At 61.7% G+C, this 21,019-nt stretch carries 20 protein-coding genes; 8 read left to right on the top strand and 12 right to left on the bottom strand.

The genetic code is table 11. The annotated features are described in order from the left end of the window. The first annotated feature begins 69 nt into the window (after positions 1-69). From AC3WQN_RS18640 to AC3WQN_RS18630, 3 genes are all read left to right on the top strand, one after another. A complete protein-coding gene (locus AC3WQN_RS18640; protein WP_103400969.1) occupies positions 70-282 on the top strand; it encodes a type II toxin-antitoxin system HicA family toxin in 213 nt (70 codons plus the stop codon). After that, complete coding sequence (locus AC3WQN_RS18635; protein WP_103400968.1) at positions 282-686, top strand: type II toxin-antitoxin system HicB family antitoxin; 405 nt, start codon at positions 282-284, stop codon at positions 684-686. Before AC3WQN_RS18640 ends, AC3WQN_RS18635 begins: the two co-directional genes overlap by 1 nt. A 137-nt stretch (positions 687-823) precedes the next feature. Then, a complete protein-coding gene (locus AC3WQN_RS18630) occupies positions 824-1,222 on the top strand; it encodes a RidA family protein (RefSeq protein WP_103400967.1) in 399 nt (132 codons plus the stop codon). Between the two features lie 69 nt (positions 1,223-1,291). Here AC3WQN_RS18630 and AC3WQN_RS18625 read toward each other — a convergent pair whose 3' ends face one another. The 8 genes from AC3WQN_RS18625 to gcl all read right to left on the bottom strand — a co-directional run bounded on the left by AC3WQN_RS18625 (position 1,292) and on the right by gcl (position 10,971). After that, positions 1,292-2,290 (bottom strand): sulfate ABC transporter substrate-binding protein, encoded by a 999-nt coding sequence (locus AC3WQN_RS18625; protein WP_103400966.1) that lies wholly within the window; start codon positions 2,288-2,290, stop codon positions 1,292-1,294. A gap of 92 nt (positions 2,291-2,382) precedes the next feature. After that, positions 2,383-3,207, bottom strand: a complete 825-nt coding sequence (locus AC3WQN_RS18620; RefSeq protein ID WP_095145736.1) for an ion transporter — start codon at positions 3,205-3,207, stop codon at positions 2,383-2,385. A 21-nt stretch (positions 3,208-3,228) separates the two neighbouring features. Beyond that, entirely contained in the window at positions 3,229-4,149 is a 921-nt protein-coding gene (locus AC3WQN_RS18615; RefSeq protein WP_103400993.1) for an urea transporter, read from the bottom strand. A 174-nt stretch (positions 4,150-4,323) separates the two neighbouring features. After that, on the bottom strand, positions 4,324-5,739 hold the full coding sequence (gene pyk, locus AC3WQN_RS18610) for a pyruvate kinase (RefSeq protein WP_103400965.1): 1,416 nt from the start codon (positions 5,737-5,739) through the stop codon (positions 4,324-4,326). After that, positions 5,729-7,009, bottom strand: a complete 1,281-nt coding sequence (locus tag AC3WQN_RS18605) for a glycerate kinase type-2 family protein (RefSeq protein WP_103400964.1) — start codon at positions 7,007-7,009, stop codon at positions 5,729-5,731. Before AC3WQN_RS18605 ends, pyk begins: the two co-directional genes overlap by 11 nt. Positions 7,010-7,157: 148 nt before the next feature. Then, positions 7,158-8,048, bottom strand: coding sequence for a 2-hydroxy-3-oxopropionate reductase (locus AC3WQN_RS18600; RefSeq protein ID WP_103400963.1), 891 nt, complete (start codon positions 8,046-8,048; stop codon positions 7,158-7,160). Between the two features lie 224 nt (positions 8,049-8,272). After that, entirely contained in the window at positions 8,273-9,055 is a 783-nt protein-coding gene (gene hyi, locus AC3WQN_RS18595) for a hydroxypyruvate isomerase (protein WP_103400962.1), read from the bottom strand. Positions 9,056-9,195: 140 nt separating this feature from the next. Further along, positions 9,196-10,971 carry a glyoxylate carboligase gene (gene gcl / locus AC3WQN_RS18590; RefSeq protein ID WP_103400961.1) on the bottom strand — a complete coding sequence of 592 codons (1,776 nt, stop codon included), beginning with the start codon at positions 10,969-10,971 and terminating at the stop codon, positions 9,196-9,198. A 267-nt stretch (positions 10,972-11,238) separates the two neighbouring features. Between gcl and AC3WQN_RS18585 the strand changes: the two genes are divergently transcribed. After that, a complete protein-coding gene (locus tag AC3WQN_RS18585) occupies positions 11,239-11,679 on the top strand; it encodes a GlcG/HbpS family heme-binding protein (RefSeq protein ID WP_103400960.1) in 441 nt (146 codons plus the stop codon). 198 nt (positions 11,680-11,877) lie between these two features. Here the strand turns inward: AC3WQN_RS18585 and dsbG are convergent, their stop codons facing one another. Genes dsbG through dsbD form a run of 3 tightly spaced genes read right to left on the bottom strand, consistent with a single transcriptional unit; the run spans position 11,878 to position 15,223 of the window. Then, positions 11,878-12,645 (bottom strand): thiol:disulfide interchange protein DsbG, encoded by a 768-nt coding sequence (gene dsbG / locus AC3WQN_RS18580; RefSeq protein WP_103400959.1) that lies wholly within the window; start codon positions 12,643-12,645, stop codon positions 11,878-11,880. Then, positions 12,621-13,487, bottom strand: a complete 867-nt coding sequence (locus tag AC3WQN_RS18575; RefSeq protein WP_103400958.1) for a TlpA disulfide reductase family protein — start codon at positions 13,485-13,487, stop codon at positions 12,621-12,623. Before AC3WQN_RS18575 ends, dsbG begins: the two co-directional genes overlap by 25 nt. Beyond that, positions 13,487-15,223, bottom strand: a complete 1,737-nt coding sequence (gene dsbD / locus AC3WQN_RS18570; RefSeq protein ID WP_103400957.1) for a protein-disulfide reductase DsbD — start codon at positions 15,221-15,223, stop codon at positions 13,487-13,489. The genes AC3WQN_RS18575 and dsbD overlap by 1 nt, the downstream gene beginning before the upstream one ends. Before the next feature lie 153 nt (positions 15,224-15,376). Between dsbD and AC3WQN_RS18565 the strand changes: the two genes are divergently transcribed. From AC3WQN_RS18565 to AC3WQN_RS18550, 4 genes are all read left to right on the top strand, one after another. Continuing rightward, entirely contained in the window at positions 15,377-16,057 is a 681-nt protein-coding gene (locus AC3WQN_RS18565; RefSeq protein WP_103400956.1) for a response regulator, read from the top strand. Next, on the top strand, positions 16,054-17,376 hold the full coding sequence (locus tag AC3WQN_RS18560; protein WP_103400955.1) for an ATP-binding protein: 1,323 nt from the start codon (positions 16,054-16,056) through the stop codon (positions 17,374-17,376). The genes AC3WQN_RS18565 and AC3WQN_RS18560 overlap by 4 nt, the downstream gene beginning before the upstream one ends. Before the next feature lie 954 nt (positions 17,377-18,330). Further along, positions 18,331-19,728, top strand: coding sequence for an aspartate aminotransferase family protein (locus AC3WQN_RS18555; RefSeq protein WP_103400992.1), 1,398 nt, complete (start codon positions 18,331-18,333; stop codon positions 19,726-19,728). Positions 19,729-19,809: 81 nt separating this feature from the next. Beyond that, positions 19,810-20,037: an MbtH family protein gene (locus AC3WQN_RS18550; protein ID WP_095148551.1), complete on the top strand. Its 228-nt coding sequence runs from the start codon at positions 19,810-19,812 to the stop codon at positions 20,035-20,037. A 68-nt stretch (positions 20,038-20,105) separates the two neighbouring features. On the opposite strand, the gene AC3WQN_RS18545 is transcribed toward AC3WQN_RS18550, so the two are convergent. Beyond that, complete coding sequence (locus tag AC3WQN_RS18545; RefSeq protein ID WP_095148550.1) at positions 20,106-20,933, bottom strand: class I SAM-dependent methyltransferase; 828 nt, start codon at positions 20,931-20,933, stop codon at positions 20,106-20,108. Between the last annotated feature and the right edge of the window lie 86 nt (positions 20,934-21,019).

The raw sequence follows: 21,019 nt of genomic DNA, 5'->3' as shown, positions 1-21,019 counted from the left end.
GACTTTTTGTGCTTGAGTAAAAGTAACTCTGGGGTTATTTTTATTTGGGCCGGTGCAAGGAGGCGTGAGGTGCAGAGCAGGTTATTGATCAAGGAACTGGAGGCTGCGGGCTGGAGGCTCGATCGGGTCACTGGCAGTCATCACATCTTCACTCACCCTTACAGTCCTTTCACGATACCCGTACCCCATCCTAAGAACGACTTACCGATCGGGACGGTTAAAAGCATCAGGAGGCGAGCCGGGCTTCATTACCCGGTAGCCAGTTACGCAGGAGATCCGTAATGCAATTTCCCATCTGTATCGAATGGGGCGACGAGAACACCGCCATCGGTATTCAGATCCCCGATATTCCGGGCGCTGTCACCGCAGGCGACACGTTTGAAGAGGCTTACAACGCAGCGGTAGAAGTTGCTCACATCATGCTGCAGGAGATCGCCGCAGGCGGGGAAGATATTCCGATGCCGACTTCTGCCGCGTCGCACCGCAGTAACCCGGATTTTGCCGACATGGGCTGGGGGATGCTGGAGCTGGACATCGCGCCTTATCTAGGCAAAACCGAGAAGGTCAACGTGACGTTGCCGGGCTACGTGATCCAGCGTATTGACCGCTATGTGCGCGAGCATAACGTTAAAAGCCGCTCTTCCTTTTTGGCGGACGCGGCATTGGAAAAACTGGTGCGGCATTGAGAAACACCTGCAGGTAATAGGAGTAACTTCGTCCCGAGTAGTTACGTTTCCTGGTATTGCAGCGGGTGGAATTCGGGTAGAACTCTGATGGGTGTTGGTTTAGTTTTCCCGATCATCTCAAGGAATCGGGAGTCCCTATGCAGAAGTCGGTTTTGAATCCTTCAACCGTTTTCAACTCGCTGCAGTACGGTTTCAGCCAGGCCGTTGAAGTGAGCGGCGGGCGCCGTTTGTTGTTATCCGGTCAGGTTGGTGTCGATGAGTGTGAGCGCACGGTTGCCCTGGGGCTGCGCGAACAAGCGGACAAGGCATTCGACAACATCGAGGCCATACTGGCCGAGGCGGGTGGAGACTTGTCTCATGTGGTGATGATGCGGATTTACATTGTCGAGTCTGCCCGTGATCAGCAGGACCAGATCACCAAGGTGTTGTTGGAGCGTTTTCCGAGCAATCCGCCGGCGTCATCGTGGGTGATGGTGAGTGGTCTTTCGCTACCGCAATGGCTGATAGAGGTTGAAGTGGAAGCGATGCTTCCTTAGTCGGATCCGAACGGGGATGACAAGAAGAAGGCGACCCCAAGGTCGCCTTTTTCATGTCTCGCTCAGCGGTTACTGGCCGCTATAGATCTGGTCGAAAACACCGCCATCGTTGAAGTGGGTTTTCTGCACGGTGCGCCAGTCACCGAAGGTTTTCTCCACTGACAGGAAGTCGACTGTCGGGAAGCGGTCGGTGTATTTGGCCAGGATGGCCGGGTCACGCGGGCGCAGGTAGTTGGCGGCGGCGATTTCCTGGCCTTGTGGGGACCACAGGTATTTCAGGTACTCGTCGGCGGCGGCGCGGGTGCCTTTCTTGTCGACGACCTTGTCGACCACGCTCACCGGTGGCTCGGCTTCGGCGGAGACGCTTGGGTAGATCACTTCGAACTGGTCGCGGCCGAACTCGCGGGCGATCATTTCCGCTTCGTTTTCGAAGGTCACCAGCACGTCGCCGATCTGGTTGGTCATGAAGGTGGTGGTGGCGGCGCGGCCACCGGTGTCGAGCACCGGGGCTTGCTTGAACAGTTTGCCGACGAAGTCCTTGGCCTTGTTCTCGTCGCCGCCGTTTTTCAGCACGTAGCCCCAGGCCGACAGGTAGGTGTAGCGGCCGTTACCCGAGGTTTTCGGGTTTGGCACGATGACCTCGACACCATCCTTGAGCAGGTCTGGCCAGTCTTTCAGGGCTTTGGGGTTGCCTTTGCGGACGATGAACACGGTGGCCGAGGTGAACGGTGCACTGTTGTTCGGCAGGCGGGTGACCCAGTTCTCAGGGACCAGTTTGCCGTTGTCGGCCAATGCGTTGATGTCGGTGGCCATGTTCATGGTGATGATGTCGGCTGGCAGGCCGTCGATCACCGAGCGCGCCTGTTTGCTGGAGCCGCCGAAGGACATCTGCACGGTGATGTTTTCGTTGTGCTCGGCTTGCCAGTGTTTCTGGAAGGCAGTGTTGTAGTCCTTGTAGAAATCGCGCATCACGTCGTAGGAAACGTTGAGCAGGGTCGGTGCGGCTTGAGCCATGCTAGCGAGGGTCAGGCCAGCGGCCAGAAGTGAAGCGCCAAAGATCTTTTTCACTGCACATTCCTTTTGTTCGAGAGAGTGAAGGCAATTTGCCGTCGACTATAGCTGGAGCTCTATAGCTCTTTAAATACTAAAAAGTGCTTTGCTTATTCGATTTTCTTGAATAGTGCGTTTCCGCAGCGTGAGCAGAATGACGCGCCGTGTTCATGGTTGTCTTTGCTGCACACCGGGCAGTCGTGTTGCAGCTTTTCCCCGCGCATGGCGTTGGCCAGTTCCGCGGTGAAGATCCCGGTGGGCACGGCAATGATCGAGTAACCGGTGATCATCACCATCGACGAAATGATCTGGCCCAATATGGTCTTGGGCACGATGTCGCCGTAACCGACGGTAGTCAGGGTCACGATTGCCCAATAGATGCCTTTGGGAATGCTGGTAAAGCCATGTTCCGGGCCTTCGACCACGTACATCAGGGTGCCGAACACCGTGACCAGGGTGCAGACACTGAGCAGGAACACCAGGATTTTCTGTTTGCTGCCGCGCAAGGCGTCGAGCAGGTAATGGGCCTGCTTGAGGTAGGGGCCGAGCTTGAGCACGCGGAAGATCCGCAGCATCCGGATGACCCGGATGATCAACAGGTACTGGGCGTCGCTGTAATACAGCGCCAGGATCCCCGGCACGATCGCCAGCAGGTCAACCAGGCCATAGAAGCTGAAGGCATAGCGCAGCGGTTTGGGGGAGCAGTACAGGCGCAGGCCGTACTCGAGCAGGAAAATCGCGGTGAAGCCCCATTCGATGGCGGCCAGCAGGCCGGCGTAGTTCTGATGGACGTCATCGATGCTGTCCAGGATCACCACCACCAGGCTGGCGAAGATGATCAGCAGCAAGCTGGTGTCGAAGCGCCGTCCCGCCGGCGTGTCGGTCTGGAAAATAATCACGTACAGGCGATTGCGCCACGTGTCCCTGCTGTCCATTCACATCGCCTTGGCTTTAAATCAGCGCAGCCTAGGTTGATTCTCCGGGGTTTGGCAAGGCGAACGGTCGCGGGTTGTGTGGCGCAGCAGGCGAATGCCGGCACGCAGCAACCAGCAGGCGAGGATGAAGGGCGCGGTCAGCGTTGCCAGGCCCATGGCGGCGAAGGCCGGTGTGAGCAGGATCGCCAGCGCGATACCCAGCAGCGGCAGCCAGGGTTGGCGGCGTTGCTGGCTGAGGGCCAGGGCCGCCAGTGCCGGGTTGTAGCCCTGCAGGCCGAGCAAGGCGCTTGAGGTGTCGTTCATCCACAGGGCGCAGGTCAGGCCGGCGGCAGAACCCACCAGCGCCCAGAGGGCGGCGCGGCGATCGGCGAGCAGTAAACCGGCGGCGATCAGGACACCCGCCAGCGGATGGTCGAGGAACATGACTTGACCCAGGCCCTTGAGTCCGGCGCCCAGCAGGTTCAAGGCCGTGAGTTCGGCCACGGGGTCGGGCGTTGCAGGGGTGGGCGCGGCGAAGCTCAGGAGCAACCAGCCCAAGAGCACGAAGGGCGCGGTATAGGCGGGTAGAAAGCGCTGCTCGCGGGTGCGTTTGAGCCATTGCTCGGTGAGCATGGCGCTCAACCCGCCGGAGGCGAGGATCAGGGGCGGCAGCATGGCCGACCAGCTGAAGGCCAGGCTCAGCAACAGGCCGATCAATACGCCGTTGTAGCTGAACAGGCCGGCCTGGCGATCCGCCTTGGCGTAGCCACGACGTTGCGCGGTGAGCAAGCCGGCAACGCCACCCAGCAGGGCACCGCCGAGCAAGGCCGGGGCCGTCAGGAGGATGGCCAGCAGGCACAGCAGGCCGCACAGCGGGTTGCGCTGGAGGAAAATCTGGCTGAAGCCGTTGAGCAGGGCAGTGGCCCAATCGGGGCAATGGGTGTTGAAGTGGTTGGCAGGCATGAAGATCATTACCGGGGAGTTGCATAAAACCCCATGGCGAGGGAGCGTGCTCCCGCTGGGCCGCAAAGTGGCCCCACAATCGGTGAATGCAGTTTTCTGTGGAAACTGTCATGCCGAAAGACGACTGCTCTGCAGTCGAGCGCGAGCTTGCTCCCTCGCCACAAGGGCAGTTCGTTAGATCAATGTCTCTATTCGCAGTGAGTTAGTCGACCCGGGTTGACCGAAAGGCACACCGGCGGTGATCAACAACGTGTCGCCACGCTGGGCCATGCCTTGCGCCTGGGCGATTTCCAGCGCGGTAGAGCACACTTCATCCACCTGGCGCAGGCGATCGTTGACCACTGAGTGCACGCCCCAGGCCACGCTCAGGCGCCGCGCGGTCGACAGGTTGGGGGTCAGGTTGAGGATCGGCACCGAAGGGCGCTCGCGAGCGGCGCGCAAGCTCGAGGTGCCTGACTCGCTGTAGTTCACCAGCACCGCAACCGGCAGGATGTTGCTGATCCGGCGAATGGCGCAACTGATGGCGTCCGAGGTAGTGGCCTCGGCTTTCGGTCGGCTGACGTCCAGCTGTGCCTGATAATCCGGGCCGCTTTCGACCTGGCGGATGATCTTGCTCATCATCTGCACGGCTTCGAGCGGATAGTCGCCGGAGGCGGTTTCCGCCGACAGCATCACCGCGTCAGTGCCCTCGGCCACGGCCGTGGCCACATCGGTGACCTCGGCACGGGTCGGTGCCGGAGAGAAACGCATCGACTCCAGCATCTGGGTCGCCACCACCACTGGCTTGCCGAGCTGGCGGCAGGTGCTGATGATGTCTTTCTGGATCTGCGGCACGCTCTCGGCCGGGACTTCCACGCCCAGGTCACCACGGGCCACCATGATTGCGTCGCTCAGTTCGGCGATCTCGCGCAACTGTTCAACGGCCGATGGCTTCTCGATTTTCGCCATCAGAAAGGCTTTGTCGCCGATCAGCGAACGGGCTTCACGAATGTCGTCAGGACGCTGGACGAACGACAGGGCCACCCAGTCCACACCCAGCTCCAGGCCGAAACTCAGGTCGCGGCGATCCTTGTCGGTCAGCGGGCTGAGGTCGAGTACCGCTTGCGGCACGTTGACGCCCTTGCGGTCCGACAGTTCACCGCCATTGAGCACTGTGGTGTCGATGGCGTCGGTGTACTTGGTCACCACCCGCAGGCGCAGCTTGCCGTCGTCCAGCAGCAGGTCCATGCCGGGTTCCAGGGCGGCGATGATTTCCGGGTGCGGCAGGTTGACCCGGTGTTCATCGCCCGGTGTGGTATCCAGGTCCAGGCGCAAGGCTTGCCCCCGGACCAGTTGCACCTTGCCTTGGGCGAACTTGCCGACCCGCAGTTTCGGGCCTTGCAGGTCCATCAGAATGCCGAGCGGGTAGTTGAGCTGGCGTTCGACTTCGCGGATCCACTGATAGCGCTGGGCGTGATCGGCGTGCTCGCCGTGGCTGAAGTTCAGGCGGAAGATGTTGACCCCGGCCTGCACCAGCTCGCGAATGGTGTCGATCCCGTCGGTGGCGGGACCCAGGGTGGCGAGGATTTTGACCTTTTTATCAGGCGTCATGTTTAGGGCTCTCGAGGATCAGGATGGCACGGAAGTCGTTGACGTTGGTGCGCGTCGGCTCGGTGACGATCAGGGCGTCGAGCGCCTCGAAGTAGCCGTAGCCATTGTTGTTGTCCAGTTCATCGCTGGCACTCAAACCCAGCGCCGCGGCGCGGGCGTAGCTGTCCGGGGTCATGATGGCGCCGGCGTTGTCCTCGGAACCGTCGATGCCGTCGGTATCGCCGGCCAGGGCGTAGACACCCGGCAGGCCTTTGAGGCTGTCGGTCAGGCTGAGCAGGAACTCGGCGTTGCGTCCACCACGGCCATTGCCGCGTACGGTGACCGTGGTTTCACCCCCCGACAGGATCACGCAGGGAGCCGCCAGGGGCTGGCCGTGCAGCACCACCTGGCGCGCGATCCCGGCATGGACTTTCGCCACTTCGCGGGACTCGCCTTCCAGGTCACCGAGGATCAACGGGCTGAAACCAGCTTGACGGGCTTTCACCGCGGCCGCTTCCAGGGATTGCTGGGGGCGGGCAATCAGTTGGAAGTGGTTGCGCGCCAGGCATGGATCGCCAGGTTTCACGGTCTCGGATTCGGGGTTTTGCAGCCAACTGCGTACCGATGCCGGGACATCGATGGCGTAGCGTTTGAGAATGGCCAGCGCGTCTGCCGAGGTGCTTGGGTCGGCCACGGTCGGGCCGGAGGCGATCACCGTGGCGAGGTCGCCCGGGACATCGGAAATGGCATAGGTGTAGACCGTCGCGGGCCAGCAGGCTTTGCCCAGGCGTCCGCCCTTGATCGCCGAGAGGTGCTTGCGCACGCAGTTCATCTCGCCAATGGTCGCGCCGGACTTGAGCAGGGCTTTGTTGATCGCCTGTTTGTCGGCCAGGGTGATCCCGGCAGCGGGCAGGGCCAGCAGGGCCGAACCGCCTCCTGACAGAAGGAAGATCACGCGGTCGTCTTCGCTGAGGTTGCTGACCCGTTCCAGGACGCGCTCGGCCACGGCCAGGCCGGCGGCGTCGGGCACCGGGTGGGCGGCTTCGACCACTTCGATTTTTTCGCACGGTGCGCCGTGACCGTAGCGGGTGACGACCAGGCCGGACACTTCACCCTGCCAGCAGCGCTCGACCACCAGCGCCATGGCCGCGGCAGCCTTGCCGGCACCGATGACGATCACCCGGCCGCTGCGGTCTTTGGGTAAATGGGCTTCGAGGACCTGTTGCGGATGGGCCGCGTCGATGGCGGTAGCGAACAGGTCGCGCAGGAATTGTTGCGGATCGACCGACATGGCGGGCTCCCAATCTTATTGTTTTTGGAACAGCGCTAATGATCGTTCCCACGCTCGGCGTGGGAATGCCTCAATGGACGCTCCGCGTCCGCTTCGGCTGGGATGTGTTCCTTTGCTGCGCGTGGGAACGATCAGTACCGGACAGGGCTTACTTATCGCGGATCGAGAAGTTCGCCATGTGTTCCAGGCCCTTGATCAGCGCCGAGTGGTCCCAGTTGCTGCCACCGATGGCCGCGCAGGTGCTGAACACTTGCTGGGTGTTGGCGGTGTTCGGCAAGTTGATGCCCAGCTCGCGAGCACCGGCCAGCGCCAGGTTGAGGTCTTTCTGGTGCAGGCTGATGCGGAAGCCCGGATCGAAGGTGCCTTTGATCATGCGCTCGCCGTGGACTTCGAGAATCTTCGACGAAGCAAAGCCACCCATCAGGGCTTCACGCACCTTGGCCGGATCGGCACCGTTTTTCGAGGCGAACAACAGCGCTTCGGCAACGGCCTGGATGTTCAGCGCGACGATGATCTGGTTGGCCACCTTGGCGGTTTGACCGTCGCCATTGCCACCAACCAGGGTGATGTTCTTGCCCATGGCCTGGAACAGTGGCAGGGCGCGTTCGAAGGCGTTGGCGTCGCCGCCGACCATGATGCTCAGCGTCGCGGCCTTGGCGCCGACTTCACCACCGGAGACCGGGGCGTCGAGGTATTGCGCGCCTTTTTCATTGATTTTGGCGGCGAAGGTTTTGGTCGCGGTCGGCGAGATCGAGCTCATGTCGATCACGACTTTGCCAGGGCCGACACCGGCAGCGATGCCGTCGGCGCGGAACAGTACGTCGTCAACCTGCGGGGTATCCGGCACCATGACGATGATGAATTCGGCTTCCTGGGCGACTTCTTTCGGGTTCGCCAGCGCCACCGCGCCAGCGGCGATCAGGTCTGCCGGGGCTGGGTCGTGGTGTGCCGACAGGAACAGGCTGTGACCGGCTTTCTGCAGGTTCAACGCCATTGGGTGGCCCATGATGCCGGTGCCGATAAATCCGATTTTAGCCATGAGAAAATCCTCTTGTTTTTATGTAGCCAAATAGTGCGCACGTAGCTGAGGCGACCACTTTTTGTGGCGAGGGAGCTTGCTCCCGCTGGGACGCGAAGCGGCCCCACAGCCCTTCACTGCAGTGAATCAGGTAGAGCCGGTGCTCAGGATTTACGACTGCTTCGCCCGAACGCGGACCGGCCGACGGGAGCAAGCTCCCTCGCCACAAAAGCCCGGTTTCAATCTCAAATTGCGTTATGGGTTTTCAACCAGCCAAGACCGGCTTCGGTGGTGGTCAGTGGCTTGTATTCACAACCCACCCAGCCTTGATAACCGATGCGATCCAGGTGTTCGAACAGGAAGCGGTAGTTGATTTCTCCGGTGCCTGGTTCGTTGCGGCCGGGGTTGTCGGCCAGCTGGATGTGGTTGATCTCGCCCAGGTGCGTGGCCATGGTGCGCGCCAGGTCACCTTCCATGATTTGCATGTGGTAGATGTCGTATTGCAGGAACAGGTTGGCACTGCCCACTTGTTCGCGAATCGACAGGGCTTGCGCGGTGTTGTTCAGGTAGAAGCCCGGGATGTCGCGGGTGTTGATGGCTTCCATCACCAGCTTGATGCCGGCTGCTTGCAGCTTGTCGGCGGCGAACCTGAGGTTGGCGACAAAGGTTTTTTCTACCGTGGCATCGTCGACGCCTTGTGGGCGGATACCGGCCAGGCAGTTGATCTGGGTGTTGCCCAGCACTTGCGCATAGGCGATCGCCAGGTCCACGCCGGCGCGGAACTCTTCCACGCGATCAGGGTGGCAGGCGATCCCGCGTTCACCTTTGGCCCAATCACCGGCCGGCAGGTTGAACAGCACTTGGGTCAGACCGTTGGCATCCAGTTGCGCCTTGATTTCGGCGGAGCTGAAATCGTACGGGAACAGGTATTCGACACCACTGAAGCCGGCCTTGGCGGCCGCTTCGAAGCGGGCAAGAAAATCCTGCTCGGTAAACAGCATGGACAGGTTGGCTGCGAAACGCGGCATGGTGGTCTCCTGTAAATGTGTGAGGTCCCTTGTGGGAGTGGGCTTGCCCGCGAAAGCGGTGTAGCGGTCAACATCGCTGTTGGATGTGAAGCCGTCTTCGCGAGCAAGCCCGCTCCCACAGTGGGAACGATCTGTAGCCGTTAATCGAGCATCGAAATTGCAGTCGGTGCGTCGTTGCCGACCAGCGCCAGGTCTTCGAACTCGTTGACAGCGTTGATCTCGGTACCCATGGAAATGTTGGTCACGCGCTCCAGGATAATCTCGACGATCACTGGAACCTTGAACTCTTTCATCAGCTCTTGCGCCTTGCGCAGGGCAGGGGCGATGTCGGCCGGTTCGAACACGCGCAGCGCCTTGCAACCCAGGCCCTCGGCCACGGCGACATGGTCAACCCCATAGCCGTTGAGTTCTGGCGCATTGAGGTTGTCGAAGGACAACTGTACGCAGTAGTCCATGTCGAAACCGCGCTGCGCCTGACGGATCAGGCCCAGGTACGAGTTGTTCACCACGACATGGATGTACGGCAGTTTGAACTGCGCGCCCACTGCCAGTTCTTCAATCATGAACTGGAAGTCGTAGTCGCCCGAGAGTGCCACAACCTTGCGGCTCGGGTCAGCCTTGACCACGCCCAGCGCAGCCGGAATGGTCCAGCCCAGCGGGCCGGCCTGGCCACAGTTGATCCAGTGGCGCGGCTTGTAGACGTGCAGGAACTGCGCGCCGGCAATCTGCGACAGACCGATGGTGCTGACGTAGCAGGTGTCCTTGCCGAACACCTGGTTCATCTCCTCGTAAACGCGTTGCGGCTTGACCGGTACGTTGTCGAAGTGAGTCTTGCGCTGCAGGCTGGCTTTGCGTTGCTGGCAGTCTTGCAACCAGGCACTGCGGTTTTTCAGTTTGCCGGCAGCCTGCCATTCACGAGCGACTTCGATGAATACGGTCAGCGCGGCGGCGGCGTCGGAAACGATGCCCAGGTCCGGGGTGAACACGCGGCCGATCTGGGTCGGCTCGATGTCGACGTGAATGAATTTGCGACCTTCGGTGTACACGTCGACCGAACCGGTATGACGGTTGGCCCAACGGTTACCCACGCCCAGCACCACGTCGGATTTCAGCATCGTGGCGTTGCCGTAGCGGTGCGACGTCTGCAGGCCAACCATGCCGACCATCAACGGGTGATCGTCCGGAATGGTGCCCCAGCCCATCAGGGTCGGAATGACTGGAATACCAGTCAGCTCGGCGAACTCCACCAGCAGGTCGCTGGCATCGGCATTGATGATGCCGCCACCGGCCACCAGCAATGGACGTTCAGCCTGGTCGAGCATGGCCAGGGCTTTTTCCACCTGCACGCGGGTCGCGCTCGGCTTGGCCAATGGCAGCGGTTGGTAGGCGTCGATGTCGAATTCGATTTCGGCCATCTGCACGTCGAACGGCAGGTCAATCAACACTGGGCCTGGGCGGCCGGAGCGCATTTCATAGAAGGCCTTCTGGAACGCGTAAGGCACTTGGCCCGGTTCCATGACGGTGGTCGACCACTTGGTCACTGGCTTGACGATGGTGGTGATATCGACAGCCTGGAAGTCTTCCTTGTGCATACGGGCGCGGGGTGCCTGGCCGGTGATGCAAAGGATTGGAATCGAGTCGGCCGAGGCGCTGTAGAGCCCGGTGACCATGTCGGTACCGGCAGGGCCGGAAGTACCGATGCACACGCCGATGTTGCCGGCTTTGGTGCGGGTGTAGCCCTCGGCCATGTGCGAGGCGCCTTCAACGTGGCGAGCGAGGACGTGATCGATGCCGCCGACCTTTTGCAGGGCGGAGTACAGCGGGTTGATGGCAGCGCCCGGAATGCCAAAAGCGGTATCAACCCCTTCACGGCGCATCACCAGAACGGCGGCTTCGATTGCTCTCATTTTGCTCATGGTTTTGTGCCTCTTTACGTTTTGTAATTGTATACAAGTGGCTTTGCGCAGAGTGTATTCACGGCGGACGGCGCAGGTCAATCCATTTTCTCAAGCACTTGTTTCATTCGTCGGAAGCCCATAAACACTGTGGCGTTTCGTCGCATGAGGCGCTTTTCGAGAGTTATTGTATACAAAAAAATAACTGATTGTGTTCTATTTGTTCCATCGGGTTTCTCGACAAAAAGAACCCAACGGCTTTCCCATAACAAAATAAGGACGGCACCCATGAGCGCTTTAACCTTGAAAGTCGCAGTCAACCTGGTCAACGAGGCCATCGCCGCCGGGCGAGCAATCAATGCAGCCCCCCTGACCATTGCGGTACTGGATGCCGGCGGGCATCTGATCACTCTGCAGCGCGAAGACGGCGCGAGCCTGCTGCGTCCCGACATTGCGATCGGCAAAGCCTGGGGCGCGATTGCGCTGGGCAAGGGCTCGCGGCTATTGGCACTGGACGCACAACAGCGTCCGGCGTTTATCGCGGCGTTGAACAGCCTGGGGCAGGGCAGCGTGGTCCCCGCACCGGGGGGGGTGCTGATTCGGGATCAGGAAGGCAATGTGCTGGGTGCCGTGGGGATCAGCGGTGATCTGTCGGATGTCGATGAGCAGTGCGCGATCAATGCCGTCGAGGCGCTGGGGTTGCGGGCGGATGCGGGGGTGGTGGCTTGATCTTCAGCGATTGAGCCATTGCAATCGCAGGTAGGCCGGCCTGGGTGATGTTTGGCTTGAGAAGCCAAAGCCAAAATCCACGAAATTCCATGCTTGGGAGCTCAAGCATGGAATTGCCCACAGGGAGTGGGGGGCTGGTTCAATGCGCGGATCAACGGCGGGAGAGAGCTGGGCGGCGCTCGGCTGCTCCCGTCGTCGTTATTTAGGCCCGAGTATCTTCGCCAGTTTGTCAGGCGACGGTGCGCCTTGTTGCTGTTGCAGGTCACCCTTGGCGTCGAGGTAGAAGATCGCCGGGGTGGCGGACAGTTCGAGTTCTTCCATCAATGCCATGTTGGCATTGAGTTTGTCCTGGACCTCTTGGGGAATGGTTGGCAGCGCCTTGAGTGCGCTTTGTTTACCGGCCTTTTCATGGTCGTCCAGGGCCTTGCTCGGGTCTTTGCTGGCCAGCAGGGCGGCGGATTTGCCCGGGCTGTCTTCACGGATGATGCCGACCATGATGTGCCGCAGTTGCACCTTGCCGGACTTCACCCAGGGCCTGGCCTGCTCCCAGAACAGGGTGCAGTACTGGCAGTTCGGGTCGCTGAACAGGTACACCACTCGAGGGGCGTCCTTGTTGCCGTCGGCGATCCAGGCGCTGGACTCCATCTTCGCCCAGACCTCCTTGGCCATCGGCGCGTACACCAGCTTTTGCAACGGCTCGGCGCTCAGGTCCTTGCCATTGGCGTCATACAGGTTGCCCAGCAACACGTGCTTGCCGTCGGGCGTCAGGTACAGGGCCATGCCTCGGTTCTGGTATTGCGCTGCATAACCGCGCAAACCATCGGGTGCATCGAAGCTGCCAATGATCTTCGCGCCTTTCTCTTCAATCTTGCGGATTGCCGCAGGCAGTTCTTCGGCGTGGAGCAAGGGGCTTTGCAGCAGGGCTGCGCCCAGGGTCATCGTCAGCAGATGGCGGAAGCGGGGCATGGCAGTTTCCTTGGCGGTGTGGCCTGAATGGGGGTAGAGGGGGTATCGAAATTTTCCAGTGCGCGGGCCAGGCTGGCTTCTGAAAGCTCGCCCAGGTGGCTGCCGAGCAGGCGACCCTCGGCGCTGTAGAACAGCGTCGTCGGCAATGCCATGGAGCCGATGGCCTGGCCCAACCGGCCGCCACGGTCAAACAGGACGTTCGACAGGCTCAGGCCCTGGGTGGCGAGGAAGGTGCTGACGCTCTGCATGCTTTCAGCCTGATTGACGAACAGAAAGGTCAGGTCGGGTCGTTGTTGCTGGGCATTTTCCAGCACCGGCATTTCCCGCCGGCAGGAAGGGCACCAGGTGGCCCAGAGGTTGATCACCAGGGGGCCACCCTGATAGTCGGCCAGTTGCACGGTTTCGCCGGCGGCATTGTGCAAGGCGATTTCCGGCAGGCGGGTGCCTTGTTCATACAGATTCAGGGACAGGCTCGCCAGCAGCCAGAACAACAGACCGCTGGCCACGCCGTACCCCAGTGGTTTGCGCAGGGGCGGACGACGCCAGCCCCACGCCACCGTTGCCAGTAGCAGCACAATCACCCCCGGCCAGGCGAGGAAACCGCCATCGCGCAGGTCGATGATTTGCCACGGGTCACCGCGGTAGTGAGGCCAGTAGGCGACCACGAACCCCGTTCTGGCGGCAAGCAGGCCCAGCATGAATAACCCGAACAGCACCGACTCGGGGTTCTCGCCTCCGCGCTTGGCCACGCGCCAGCCGACCAGGGTGGCCAGTCCCAAGGCGCTGATCAGCAGCAAATGATTGAGCGCAATGGCAAAGGTGCCGAGGGTAAAGGTCAGCATCAAAGAGCGTTCCGGACGATGTTCCAGTGTTGGAGGAAACCGGCGGCATCGACCTCTCCGGTCATGCGCTGGCTGCGGCGTTCTTCGCCGTCGGTGCCGATCCACAACAGGCTGGGCGGCCCGGGCACTTTGTAACGGTCGAGCAGTTCACGGCTGTCGGCATTGTCGGCGGTGACATCCAGGCGCAGCAAGCGCACATCCTTCAACGCCTCCAGCACTTGGGGTTTGCCGAACACCTGTTTCTCCATGATCTTGCACGACACGCACCAGTCGGCGTAGTAGTCCAGCAGCACCCACTGGCCCTGGGCGCGTGCCGTGTCCAGTTCACGTTGCAGCGCGGTGGCGTCCTTGACCGTGATGAAGGCGTCGTGGGCCGTAGGGCTGGCCACTCCCGTGGAGGCGTGTGCGCGATAGACCTGCAAGGGCCTGAACAGGTCATCACTGCCGCCGGCAGCGCCGATCATCAACATGCTGCCCCACAACCCGGACAGCAGTGCCAGGCCACCGAACACATGGGCGGCACGACCGAACCCGCCGGTGTGGCGCCAGGCGCTGTAGGCAATGATCAGCAACAGCGCACCCCACAAACCGACCCACAACGACTCATCCAGCACCGGTCGGAGCATGACCAGCGCGGTGCCGAGGAACAGGAAACCGAAAATGCCCTTGAGCAGGTTCATCCAGGTGCCGGGCTTGGGCAGGAAGCGATTGCCGACGGTCACCAGCAGCAACAGTGGCAAACCGATGCCGATGCCCATCGTGAACAGGATCAACCCGCCATGCAGCGCATTGCCGCTCTGGGCGATGTACAACAAGGCTCCGGCCAGTGGCGCGGTCATGCACGGGCCTACCAGCAAACCGGATAATGCCCCCAGCGCACCAGCCCCGAGCAGGCTGCCACCCCCCTGTTTGCGGCTGGCGTTTTCCAGACGGTCACGCACGGCCACCGGCAATTGCAGTTCAAAGAAGCCGAACATCGGCAGCGACAGCAGTACAAAGATCACCGCGAAACTGCCCAGCAGCCAGGGATTCTGCAGCCATGCCTGCAGATTGGCCCCCAGCAATGCCGCCAGCACACCCAGTGCCGCATACACCAGCGCCATGCTCACCACATAACTGCCGGCCAGGGCAAAACCGCGCTTGGCACTGGCACCACTGCCGACGATCAAGCCGGCGAGGATCGGCAGCATGGGCAATGAACAAGGGGCGAACGCGAGCAGCAGGCCCAGGCCGAAGAACACCAGCAAGCTCCAGCCCAGCGCGCGCTGTTGCAGGCCACTGGCCAGGGCTTGATCCGGTGCTTCTACGATGTTGACGGCAGGCACGATACCGCCCAGGTCAACGACCTGGGTCTGTGGCGGGTAACACAGGCCAGCATCGGCGCAGCCCTGGAAACCCACTTTGATCCGGCCCGTGGCGTCGGCCGGGATCTTCAGCTCCAGGCCCTGGCGATAGACCTGCTGATCACCAAAGAACTCATCGCTGTGGGCTTCGCCCTCGGGCAGCGCAGGGGCTTGGGCCTCTGGCAGACCGTTGAAAGTCAGGCGTTTCTGGTACAGGTAGTAGCCGTCGGCAATTTGCCAGAACAGCTGGGTTTCCCCGGATTCCAGGCGTTCGGAGGTCAAGATGAACGCCTTGTCCACCGGCAGGAAATCAGGCTTGGTTTCAAACGGGTTGGCGGCGGCCTGGGCCAGGCCTGCGAAAACAAACAGCATGAATAGAAACAGACGACGCATGGGTAAACCTTATACCGGTGCAAGTAGGGTGCACCATGAAGGGTCGCGATTAACCGATGATTAACCGCGTTATCCTTGTGGCGATGATAGCTGGGGCATAATGTCGGCTTAATCCGGTGCCTTCTTAATCAACACTTTTCTACAGGTCTCACCATGCATGTACTTGTCTGTGAAGACGATGAGCTGATCGCCAGCGGTATTGTTGCCGGCCTTACGGCCCAGGGCATGACCGTGGAACATGTGGCCACGGCGTCGTCTGCCCGGGCGATGCTCAAGGTCGCCGAGTTCGAGGTGATGGTGCTCGACCTGGGGCTGCCCGATGAAGACGGCTTGAAACTGCTTCAGCAACTGCGCCAGCAAGGCCTGGAGATTCCGGTGCTGATTCTCACCGCCCGCGACTCGGTCACCGACCGTGTCGATGGCCTGCAAGCCGGTGCCGACGATTACCTGCTCAAACCCTTCGACTTGCGCGAGCTGGCCGCGCGCCTGCACACCCTGTTGCGTCGGGTCGCGGGTCGCAGCGTCAACCTGATCGAACACGGGGCCCTGACCTACGACCCCAGCAGCCGGGAAACCTTGCTGGCCGGCCAGCCGGTGGACCTGTCGCGCCGCGAGCAATCGCTGCTGCAGGCCTTGCTGCACAATCGTGGCCGGGTGCTGTCCACCGAGCAACTCAAGGACAGCGTGTACGGTTTCAGCGATGAACTGGAAAGCAACGCCCTCAACGTTCATATCCATCACCTGCGGCGCAAGCTCGGCAATGGCATTGTCGAGACCGTGCGGGGGCTGGGTTATCGCCTGGGGCCGGCGGACGCTGGAGAGCAATCGAAGTGATGAGTTTGCGCGTGCGCCTGAGCCTGACCCTCGGCGCGGCTTTCGCGATGATCTGGGCATTGGCCGCGGCCTGGATGCTCAGCGACCTGCGTAACCAGATGATGTTCTCCCTCGATCAGCGGCTGGTGGCGTCGGCGCGCATGGTGGCTGGGCTGCTGGAGCAGCTGCCGCCCTTGCCGAGCAAGGGCGAGGGCACCCATTTCAGTGCCGAACAGTTGAATGTTCCGGGGGGGATGGCCTGTCAGGTCAGCTCGTTGCGCGGCGAAATCCTGGCCCGCAGTCATGCGACACCCGAGCAAACCCTGGAAGCGGAAAAGCTGGGCTTCCACGATCAGATGATCGACGGCGCCCGTTGGCGCAGCTTCACCCTGGCCCGTGGCGACCTGCGCATCACCACGGCCGACCGGCAAGTGGAACGCGAAGCGTTGAACCTGTCGATATTGCTGGCCGCTTCGGTGCCGGTGGGCGTGGCCTTGCTCGGCTGCCTGTGCCTGCTGTGGCTGGGCATTGGCCAGGGGCTGGCGCCACTCAACCGCATGCGTGACGCCTTGATGCGCCGTAGCGCCGATTCCCTTGAACCCCTGCAGATCCAGCCGTTGCCCAGTGAATTGCAGCCGTTGCTAGAGACCCAGAACCAGCTGTTCCAGCGCATTGGCAAGACCATCGAGCGCGAGCGTCGGCTGACCGGCGACGCAGCCCATGAGCTGCGCAGCCCGCTGACGGCCATCAAGACCCACCTGCAAGTGGCCCGCATGACTGAAGGGGCTGCCCGTGACCAGTCCCTGGCCCGAGCTGAAGAGGGCGCCGACCGCTTGCACCGAACCCTGGAGCAACTGCTGTTGCTGGCCCGCGTCGAGGGCAGCCTGTCGTTCGACGATGGTGTGCAGTGCAGCGCCGAACAGGTCGCCCGCCTGGCGATTCAGGACGCGGCGAGTGGCGACCGTAGCCGGATCAAGCTGCACCTGCCGGCCAGTTATTCCCAGGCACCGGTGCAGATGCCCTCGGTGTTGTCGATTGCCGCGCTGCGCAACCTGCTCGACAATGCCTTGCGCCACACGCCAGCGGACGCGGTCGTGGAGCTGAGCCTGGAAACCACCGGCAATCGCGTGCATTTTAAGGTGCGCGACCACGGTCCGGGGATAGCCGACGAGGACCTGCAACACCTGACTCAACGCTTCTGGCGCAATGGTTCGAGCACCGGTTGCGGCCTGGGCCTGGCGATTGTCCAGGCGATTGTCCAGCGCTGCGGTTGCGTGCTGCATTTCGAGAGTCGTGATGACGGTTTGCGGGTCGAACTGACCATGCCGTTGCAGTCCTGACACTGTTCAAAGGAACAGGGATGCCGAACACATGCCCCGTGGCGAGCGAGCTTGCTCGCGCTGGGCTGCACAGCAGCCCCAAAAGACGGTCACCGAGTTCGATCTGAAAGCCTGCAGTCGTCTCGTTGGGGGCGCTTCGCACCCCAGCGGGAGCAAGCTCCCTCGCCACGGAGGCAGCGTTCGCGCTTGATTGAACAGCATGCGCGCCTACACGTACTGTGTGGGAGCAATGGATCTGGTTACATGGCGACTCTCGTCAAGAAACAGGGATGCCGAACACATGCCCCGTGGCGAGCGAGCTTGCTCGCGCTGGGTTGCGCAGCAGCCCCAAGCCAGTCACCGAGTTCGATCTGAAAGCCTGCAGTCGTCTCGTTGGGGGCGCTTCGCACCCCAGCGGGAGCAAGCTCCCTCGCCACGGAGGCAGCGTTCGCGCTTGATTGAACAGCATGCGCGCCTACACGTACTGTGTGGGAGCAATGGATCTGGTTACATGGCGACTCTCGTCAAGAAACAGGGATGCCGAACACATGCCCCGTGGCGAGCGAGCTTGCTCGCGCTGGGTTGCGCAGCAGCCCCAAGCCAGTCACCGAGTTCGATCTGAAAGCCTGCAATCGTCTCGTTGGGCGCGCTTCGCACCCCAGCGGGAGCAAGCTCCCTCGCCACGGAGCGGCGTTCGCGCTTGATTGGATGGCATGGGTGCCTACGCGCACTGTGTGGGACCGGGCCGGGCGGAGTTGCGCTTGCCGACGAAAGCAATATTCAGCACACCCTCAACTCAGCATTCGCAGCGCATTTTTTTGCCCAGCGCATAGAAAACCAGCGACCGGTCTAAATCCTCATATCCCTGATGCGTTTCCAGAACAGGAAAACCGGTACGTGCGCGCCCGAGCCGGAATGCGCACCTGCCTGGCGTGCAGTTTTGGTCACTATCATCCGCGTATCGAGGGTCGAGAGATGTCAGTCGCTACCAGCCTTGTCAACGTTCAGTCGGCGCCGGCCGAAGTGCTTTACCAGTTCAACGAGTCGCCGCTGCTGGCCCGTCAAAGCCGACAGGAGTCCAACGCCCGCAGCTACCCACGGCGTATTCCGCTGGCGCTCAAGCGAGCCAAAGGCCTCTATGTCGAGGATGTGGAAGGTCGGCGCTTTATCGACTGCCTGGCCGGTGCCGGCACGTTGGCGCTGGGGCACAACCACCCGGTGGTGATCGAGGCAATCCAGCAGGTCCTGGCCGACGAATTGCCGCTGCACACCCTGGACCTGACCACGCCGGTCAAGGATCAGTTTGTGCAGGACCTGTTCGGCCTGCTGCCTGCGGCCCTGGCTGGCGAAGCGAAGATCCAGTTCTGCGGTCCGACCGGTACCGATGCGGTGGAGGCGGCCTTGAAGCTGGTACGCACCGCCACTGGGCGCAGTATGGTGTTGTCGTTCCAGGGCGGTTATCACGGTATGAGCCAGGGCGCGTTAAGCCTGATGGGCAGCCTGGGACCGAAGAAGCCGTTGGGGGCGTTGCTCGGCAATGGCGTGCAGTTCATGCCGTTCCCCTATGACTACCGTTGCCCGTTCGGCCTGGGTGGCGAGCTCGGGGTGAAGGCCAACCTGCATTATCTGGAAAACCTGTTGAACGATCCGGAGGCCGGCGTGCAGTTGCCGGCGGCGGTGATCGTTGAAGCGGTGCAGGGCGAGGGCGGGGTGATTCCGGCCGATCTCGACTGGCTGCGGGGGTTGCGCCGGATCACCGAACAGGCCGGGGTGGCCTTGATTGTCGATGAAATCCAGAGCGGCTTTGCCCGTACCGGCAAGATGTTTGCCTTCGAGCATGCGGGGATCATCCCGGATGTCGTGGTGATGTCCAAAGCCATCGGCGGCAGCTTGCCGCTGGCGGTGGTGGTCTATCGCGACTGGCTCGACACCTGGCTGCCGGGCGCCCATGCCGGCACGTTCCGTGGCAACCAGATGGCCATGGCCGCAGGCTCCGCAGTGATGCGTTACCTGATCGAACACAAGGTGGCCGACCACGCGGCGGCCATGGGTGAACGCCTGGCCGCGCACTTGCGTCTTCTGCAGCAGGACTTCCCGCAATTGGGCGACATCCGTGGCCGTGGACTGATGCTCGGTGTTGAGCTGGTCAACCCGGCCGGGGAAGCGGACGCGCAGGGTCATCCGCCAGCGTTCGGTCAGTTGGCGCCACGGGTTCAGCGTGAATGCCTCAAGCGCGGACTGATCCTGGAGTTGGGTGGGCGCCACGGGTGTGTGGTGCGCTTCTTGCCACCGCTGATCATCACTGCCGCCGAGATTGACCGCGTGGCAGAGATTTTCGGGCGTGCGCTGGGCGCCGCGGTTGCCGACCTCTAATTTTTCCAGGGCTTGATACGTTTCTTCTACACAACGGCTGCGCCTGCGGTGCAGCCCATCCTACAGCGATGGAGATTCACCATGACTTCAGTATTCGACCGCGAGGACATCCTCTTTCAGGTAGTAGTCAACCATGAAGAGCAGTACTCGATCTGGCCGGACTACAAGGCCGTGCCGCAAGGCTGGCGCACCGTGGGCAAAAGCGGCTTCAAGAAAGAGTGCCTGGCCTACATCGAAGAGGTCTGGACTGACATGCGACCCTTGAGCCTGCGCCAGAAAATGGCCGAGCAGGCCGCCGCCGGCAACTGACTGCGCGGTTGACAAAAAGCCCGTTGGACCTTGGGTTCAACGGGCTTTTTCGTCTGCGCCACCGGGCTTCAGGTACTGCGTTTGACGGCCTGCAAGGTGTAGGTCAACGGCAGGCGCCACGGAGCTTCCTTGAGGCGGTATTCACCGTTGGCGTCGCTGACCATCTGGCCCGGCAGGGCATCCCAGGGAATGCTTTGATGTTCGACCAGGCCGGTGATGTCCAGCCCGTGGGCCAGCAGTGCGCTGATGATTTCCCCCAGACCGTGGTTCCATTCATGGGTCACCGTCGCCTTGAGCGAGACGTCGGTTTGGACATAGGTGCGCTCGTCGTCCCACACTTGCGGCGCCTCACGCTCGAAATACGGCAGTTCTACAGACAGGGCGTGTTCGCAGTCTTCATTGAGCGCCCACAGCATCGGGTGGCCCTCGCGGATGAACAACCGTCCACCAGGCTTGAGCAATGTGCTGACGGTACGTGCCCAGGCGTCGATGCTCGGTAGCCAGCACAGGGCGCCAATGCCGGTGTACACCAGATCGAATGCCGCGTGGGGCAACGCCTCGGTGGCGTGATAAAGCTCGGACTCGACATAGGTGATGGGCACGCCGCATTGCTGCGCCAGGGCGCGGGCCTGAGCCAGGGCGGCCGGTGAGAAGTCCAGCCCGGTCATCTGTGCGCCCAGTCGGGCCAGTGAAAGGGTGTCGGTACCGATATGGCACTGCAGGTGCACGCCGCGCAGTCCGCAAATATCCCCCAGCAGTGGCAAGTCGAACCGCACGACATCGGATAGATGCCGGGGGTCGTCGATAAAGGCGGCGGTCGCGTATTCCGCTGAGGCGGCATGCAACGGTGCGCGCTCGTCCCAGTTGGCCTTGTTCAGTGCGATGGAGTCGCTCATGGTTTAGTCCCTTTCCCTGTCTGTTCGCGTCATGCGCAGGGCACGCTAGCACGGGGGGCGGCCTGGTTTCTTGAGGGACTTTGTAA

It is taken from the genome of Pseudomonas sp. FW300-N1A1, from assembly GCF_058789115.1.
Note: the sequence above shows the minus strand (reverse complement) of the source record. Positions and strands in the feature narration are given on the sequence as shown.

Excerpts from the sequence above, each read along its gene's own strand:
- dsbG (WP_103400959.1), bottom strand. The coding sequence starts at position 12,645 with ATGCCCCGCTTCCGCCATCTGCTGACGATGACCCTGGGCGCAGCCCTG.
- AC3WQN_RS18635 (WP_103400968.1), top strand. The coding sequence starts at position 282 with ATGCAATTTCCCATCTGTATCGAATGGGGCGACGAGAACACCGCCATC.
- AC3WQN_RS18605 (WP_103400964.1), bottom strand. The coding sequence starts at position 7,009 with ATGTCGGTCGATCCGCAACAATTCCTGCGCGACCTGTTCGCTACCGCC.
- hyi (WP_103400962.1), bottom strand. The coding sequence starts at position 9,055 with ATGCCGCGTTTCGCAGCCAACCTGTCCATGCTGTTTACCGAGCAGGAT.
- AC3WQN_RS18620 (WP_095145736.1), bottom strand. The coding sequence starts at position 3,207 with ATGGACAGCAGGGACACGTGGCGCAATCGCCTGTACGTGATTATTTTC.
- AC3WQN_RS18630 (WP_103400967.1), top strand. The coding sequence starts at position 824 with ATGCAGAAGTCGGTTTTGAATCCTTCAACCGTTTTCAACTCGCTGCAG.
- AC3WQN_RS18600 (WP_103400963.1), bottom strand. The coding sequence starts at position 8,048 with ATGGCTAAAATCGGATTTATCGGCACCGGCATCATGGGCCACCCAATG.
- AC3WQN_RS18545 (WP_095148550.1), bottom strand. The coding sequence starts at position 20,933 with ATGAGCGACTCCATCGCACTGAACAAGGCCAACTGGGACGAGCGCGCA.
- AC3WQN_RS18615 (WP_103400993.1), bottom strand. The coding sequence starts at position 4,149 with ATGCCTGCCAACCACTTCAACACCCATTGCCCCGATTGGGCCACTGCC.
- gcl (WP_103400961.1), bottom strand. The coding sequence starts at position 10,971 with ATGAGCAAAATGAGAGCAATCGAAGCCGCCGTTCTGGTGATGCGCCGT.
- AC3WQN_RS18565 (WP_103400956.1), top strand. The coding sequence starts at position 15,377 with ATGCATGTACTTGTCTGTGAAGACGATGAGCTGATCGCCAGCGGTATT.
- pyk (WP_103400965.1), bottom strand. The coding sequence starts at position 5,739 with ATGACGCCTGATAAAAAGGTCAAAATCCTCGCCACCCTGGGTCCCGCC.
- AC3WQN_RS18555 (WP_103400992.1), top strand. The coding sequence starts at position 18,331 with ATGTCAGTCGCTACCAGCCTTGTCAACGTTCAGTCGGCGCCGGCCGAA.
- dsbD (WP_103400957.1), bottom strand. The coding sequence starts at position 15,223 with ATGCGTCGTCTGTTTCTATTCATGCTGTTTGTTTTCGCAGGCCTGGCC.
- AC3WQN_RS18550 (WP_095148551.1), top strand. The coding sequence starts at position 19,810 with ATGACTTCAGTATTCGACCGCGAGGACATCCTCTTTCAGGTAGTAGTC.
- AC3WQN_RS18575 (WP_103400958.1), bottom strand. The coding sequence starts at position 13,487 with ATGCTGACCTTTACCCTCGGCACCTTTGCCATTGCGCTCAATCATTTG.
- AC3WQN_RS18585 (WP_103400960.1), top strand. The coding sequence starts at position 11,239 with ATGAGCGCTTTAACCTTGAAAGTCGCAGTCAACCTGGTCAACGAGGCC.